Below are 5,726 nucleotides of genomic sequence, written 5' to 3' on the forward strand. Positions count from 1 at the left end.
GTCGCGCTGCAGGCGGCTCTGGCGGACGTGGTGGAACGGCACGAGAGCCTGCGCACGGTCTTCCCCGAGATCGACGGCGTTCCGTACCAGCAGGTCTTGACCCTAGACGAAGCCCGACCCGAGCTGTCGGTGGTGGACGCCACCGCCGAGACCCTGGACGCCCAGGTCGCCGCGGCCGCCTCGCAGGGCTTCGACCTGGAGCGGATCCCGCCGCTGCGGACGCACCTCTTCGTCCTCGGCGAGCAGGAGCACATGCTGCTGCTGGTGCTGCACCACATCGCCGGTGACGGCTGGTCGATGGCACCGCTGGCGAAGGACCTCACGACGGCCTACGCCGCCCGTGTCGAGGGCACGGCACCGGCCTGGGCTCCGCTCCCGGTGCAGTACGTGGACTACACACTGTGGCAGCAGCGGGCGCTCGGCGATGAGAACGACCCGGACAGCCCGCTGGCCGCGCAGCTGGCCTACTGGACACAGGAACTCGCCGGGATCCCGGAAGAGTTGGAGCTGCCGACGGACCGTCCCCGCCCCGCCGTGTCGAGCTTCCGCGGCGGCGCGGTCCTCCACCGGATCGACCAGGACGTGCACCGCGGACTGGTCTCCCTGGCCCGGGAGAGCGGTGCCAGCCTGTTCATGGTCCTCCAGGCCGCACTGGCGGGCTTGCTCAGCCGCCTCGGGGGAAGCACGGACATCCCGATCGGGACCGCGATCGCCGGGCGCACCGACGAGGCACTGAACGACCTGGTCGGCTTCTTCGTCAACACCCTGGTCCTGCGGACCGACACGTCCGGAAACCCCACCTTCCGCGAACTGCTGGACCGGGTGCGGAGCACCGACCTGGCGGCCTACGCGCGTCAGGACCTTCCGTTCGAGCGCCTGGTCGAGGTCGTGAACCCCGACCGGACCAGCTCCCGGAACCCGCTCTTCCAGGTCGCGCTGGGCTTGGAGAACGTCGCCGAAGAGCGCTGGGATCTGCCCGGGCTGGTCACCGTCCGGGAACAGATCGGCATGAAGGTGGCCCGCTTCGACCTGCTGTTCAGCTTCCGGGAGCGGCACGCCGAGGACGGGTCCGCAGACGGTCTGGACGGCTTCATCGAGTTCAGCACGGACCTGTTCGACCAGCCGACCATCGACGCGCTGGCGCGACGCCTCGGGCGTCTGCTCCGCGCGGTGGCGGCCGACCCGGACCGCCGGCTCGGCGGTCTGGACGTGCTCGAACCGGCCGAGCGCCGGCGCGTCCTGGTCGAGTGGAACCACACCGAGCGGGACGTGGCCCCGGCAACGTTCGCGGAACTGTTCGCCGCCCGGGTCGCCGATGCCCCGCAGAGCGTCGCCCTGCGGTACGAGGACGTCGAGGTCAGCTACGCCGAACTCGACGAGCGGGCGGCCCGGCTGGCCGACCGGCTCGCCGCCCTCGGCGCCGCCCCCGAACGCATCGTCGCCCTGGCGCTGCCCCGGTCGGTGGAGCTCGTGGTCGCCGTACTCGCCGTCCTGAAGACGGGGGCGGCCTACCTCCCGGTCGACCCGGCGTACCCGGCCGAGCGGATCGCCTACATGCTCGACGACGCCCGTCCGGCCCTGCTGATCACCGACGGGTCGACGGAGGGCCGGCTGAACGCGGCGACGGCGCGGGTCGCCGTCCTGGAAGCGGGAGGCGAGCTGCACCTTGTCGCCGGTGCGCCGGCGGACGACGCCGTGGGCACCCGACCGGCGGCGGCGTCCCCCGCGAACGCGGCGTACGTCATCTACACGTCGGGCTCGACCGGTCGTCCGAAGGGCGTGGTCGTCTCGCACGCGGGTGTGGCCAACCTGGCCCGGGCGCAGATCGAGGCGTTCGAGGTCGACGGCCGGAGCCGGGTCCTGCAGTTCGCGTCGCCCAGCTTCGACGCGGCCTTCTGGGAGCTGTGCATGGGCCTGCTCTCGGGCGCGACCCTGGTGACGGCACCCGCAGAGCGGCTGCGGCCCGGAGCGCCGCTGGCCGTGCTCGTGGCCGAGCACGGCGTCACCCACGCGACGCTGCCCCCGGTGGCACTCGCCGTGACGGAGCCGGACAGTCTTCCGTCGGTGCGCACCCTGGTGGTGGCCGGTGAGGCCACCTCGGCGGAGCTGACCGCGGCGTGGGCGGCCGACCGCCGGATGATCAACGCCTACGGCCCCACCGAGACGACCGTGTGCGCCACGATGAGCTCCCCGCTCGTGCCGGGACAGCTCCCGCCGATCGGTGGGCCGCTGCCGAACATGCGGGTGTACGTGCTCGACTCGGCCCTCACCCCGGTTCTGCCGGGCGTCGTCGGCGAACTGTACGTTTCGGGGATCCAGTTGGCGCGCGGGTACCTCGGGCGCGCCGCTCTGTCGGCGGAGCGTTTCGTCGCCGATCCGTACGGGCCGGCGGGTACGCGGATGTACCGCACCGGCGACCTGGTGCGCTGGCGGGCCGACGGCGACCTGGAGTTCGTCGGCCGTGCCGACGAGCAGGTCAAGATCCGCGGCTTCCGGATCGAGCGCGGTGAGATCGAGTCCGTGCTGCTGCAGCACCCGCAGGTCGCGCGGGCAGCGGTCGTGGCCCGGGAGGACCGCCCCGGGGAGCGGCAGCTGGTCGGGTACGTCGTCCCGGAAGGGACCGCCGCCCTGGAGCGCGACCAGGCACGCGAGGAGCAGCAGGTCGACGACTGGCAGGCGATCTTCGAAGCCGAGTACGGCGACGACGGCGCGACGGAGTGGGGCGAGAACTTCTCCGGCTGGAACAGCAGTTACGACGGCACCGAGATCCCGCTGGAGGAGATGCGGGAGTGGCGTGCCGCCACCGTCGACCGGATCCTGGCGTCCCGCCCGCGGCGGGTCCTCGAACTCGGCGTCGGCAGCGGGCTGATCCTGGCCAAGGTCGCGCCGCACTGCGAGGCCTACTGGGGGACCGACTTCTCCGCCGAGGCGATCGAGGCGCTCCGGGAGCAGGTGAAGGACCGCCCGGAGCTGGCCGGCCGGGTCGAGCTCCGGGCCCAGGCCGCCCATGTCGTGGACGGACTGCCCACCGGGTACTTCGACCTGGTCGTCGTCAACTCCGTAGCCCAGTACTTCCCGAACGCGGACTACCTGGTCGACGTGATCCGGCAGGCCGTGGACCTAATCGTGCCCGGAGGTTCGGTCTTCCTGGGCGACCTGCGCAACCTGCGCTCCCAGCGAGCCTTCCAGACGGCCATCAAGCTCGACACCTGGCGGCCCTCGGACGGGACCGGAGCGCTCCGCCGCAGTGTCGAGCAGGGCATGGTGATGGAGAAGGAACTCCTCGTCGACCCGGAGCTCTTCGCCGTGATCGAGAGCCTGGTCGACGGCCTGGAATCGGTCGACGTCCAGCTCAAGCGCGGTGTCCACCACAATGAACTGAGCCGCCACCGCTACGACGTGCTGCTGAAGAAGCGGTCCGGGCCGGCCGAACAGGACCGGGCCCCGCAGCCGGTGTCGCCGTGGCGCTGGGGCGTCGATGTGACCCGGCCGAGCGAGGTCGTCGCCCACCTGGAGAGCACCGGGCCCGGCGGCCTGCGCCTGGTGGACGTTCCGGATCTTCGACTCGCCGGCGAGGTCGCCGCGCTGCGGGCACTGGACTCCGGTCGGGACGGCGAGGACGTCCTGACCGCCCACGCCCTGCGTGACGGCGTCGACCCGGAGGAGCTGTACGCGCTCGGCGACCGGCTGGGCTACCGGGTGAGCATCGCCTGGTCGCGCACCTCGGTGGGGCTCATGGACGTGGTCTTCACCGACCCGGCTACCGCACCCGACGCCGAGCCGAGCGCCTGGCGGGCCGGACATCCGGCCGGAAGCCTGGGGACGCCCCTGTCCGCCTACACCAACGACCCGGCGGCCTCCCGGGACGTCGGAGCACTGGTGCGGTCCCTCCGGTCCTTCCTGGCCGAGCGGCTGCCCGAGTACATGGTGCCGACGGCCTTCGTGCCGCTGGACACCCTGCCGGTCACCCCGAACGGCAAGCTCGACCAGAAGGCCCTGCCCGCGCCGGACTTCGGGTCGGTGGCCACCGGCCGGCCTCCGCGCACCGACCGCGAGAAGGCGCTCTGCGCGATCTTCTGCGAGGTGCTCGGCCTGGCGGAAGTCGGCGTGGACGGCAACTTCTTCGAACTCGGCGGCGACAGCATCATCTCCATCCAGCTGGTCAGCCGGGCCCGGAACGCCGGCCTCGTGATCTCGCCGCAGGACGTCTTCACGGCGAAGACCGTGGAGGGCCTGGCGGCCGTCGCGACCGAGCCGGAGGAGCCGGAGGCCACGGAACCGGACGGCGGGGCCGATCCGGAGAACGGTGTCGACCTCGCCCTCGCCGGGCTGAGCGACATCGAACTGGACTTCCTGAACGACGACATGGGGGACTCGGAATGAGCAAGTCGAAGATCGAGGCCGTGCTGCCGCTGACACCGCTGCAGGAGGGGCTGCTCTTCCACGCCCTGTACGACGAGCAGGGTCCGGACCTGTACGCCACCCAGTTCAGCATCGACCTCGCCGGCCCGCTGGACACCGAGCAGTTGGCGAAGGCGGCCGACACGGTGATCCACCGGCACGCCAACCTCCGGGTGGGATTCCGTCACGAGCGGCTCGTCAACCCCGTCCAGGTCGTCCCCGCCAAGGTCCGCGTGCCGTGGCGGGTCGTCGACCTCACCTCCTTCGACGAGACCGAGCGGGATGCGGAAGCCAAGCGCCTGTGCGAGGAGGAGCGCGGCCGCCGCTTCGACCTGGCGCGCCCGCCGCTGGTCCGCTTCTCGGTGCTGAGGCTCGCTCCCGAGCTGTACCGGTTCGTCATGACGAACCACCACATCCTGCTCGACGGCTGGTCCGTACCCCTGCTCATGCGCGAACTGTTCACCCTGTATGCCGCCGGTGGCGACGCGACCACGCTGCCCCGGGTGACGCCGTACCGGGACTACCTGGCCTGGCTCGGCAAGCAGGACCGCGAGGCCGCCAAGGAAGCGTGGCGGACGGCCCTGGGCGACGTGGAGGGACCGACCCTGCTCGGACCGGCGGGCGCGGCGCCCGCGCCGACCACCCCCGAGCGCGTCTTCACCGACCTCGCGCCCGAGTTCACGACGGCCCTGACCGGGCTGGCCCGGCGCAACGGCATCACCGTCAACAGCCTGGTCCAGGCGGCCTGGGCGGTCCTCCTCGGCGGGCTGACCGGTCAGGACGAGGTGGTCTTCGGTGCGACGGTCTCGGGCCGTCCGCCGGAGATCCCCGGCATCGAGAACATGATCGGCCTGTTCCTCAACACGCTGCCGGTGTGCGTCCGGATGCGGCCCGACGAGTCGCTGATCGGGCTCGCCACCCGGATCCAGGAGGAACAGGCCCGGCTGCTGCGCCACCAGCACCTCGGCCTGGCGGAGATCCAGGCCCTGGTCGGGCAAGGCGAGCTCTTCGACACCCTGACCGTCTTCGAGAGCTACCCGATCGACTCCGAAGCCGCCAAGCTGCCCGGGACCGGGCTGAGCGTCGTCGGGAACGACGGCACGGACTTCAGCCACTACCCGGTGACCTTCTTCGCCATCCCCGGCGAGCGACTGCATCTGCGGCTCTCCTACCGTCCCGACCTGTTCGACCACGACGCCGTCGACGGGATGCTCCAGCGTCTGGTCCGCATCCTCGAGGTTTTGGTGGAGGGGCCTGGGGTTTTGGTGGGGCGGGTTGGTGTGGTGTTGCCGTCGGAGCGTGGGCGGTTGTTGGGGGAGTGGTCG

At 71.7% G+C, this 5,726-nt stretch carries 2 protein-coding genes; both read left to right on the plus strand.

All coding sequences use genetic code 11. The features are described from left to right. Nucleotides 1–4,383, plus strand: a 4,383-nt coding sequence (locus ACZ4WV_RS35270; RefSeq protein ID WP_465753172.1) for a non-ribosomal peptide synthetase, incomplete at its 5' end; no start/stop codon positions are given. Then, nucleotides 4,380–5,726 (plus strand): condensation domain-containing protein (locus tag ACZ4WV_RS35275; RefSeq protein ID WP_465753174.1); only part of this gene is annotated, 1,347 nt, incomplete at its 3' end. The genes ACZ4WV_RS35270 and ACZ4WV_RS35275, both read left to right, overlap by 4 nt.

The organism is Kitasatospora sp. NPDC029312, assembly GCF_055569215.1.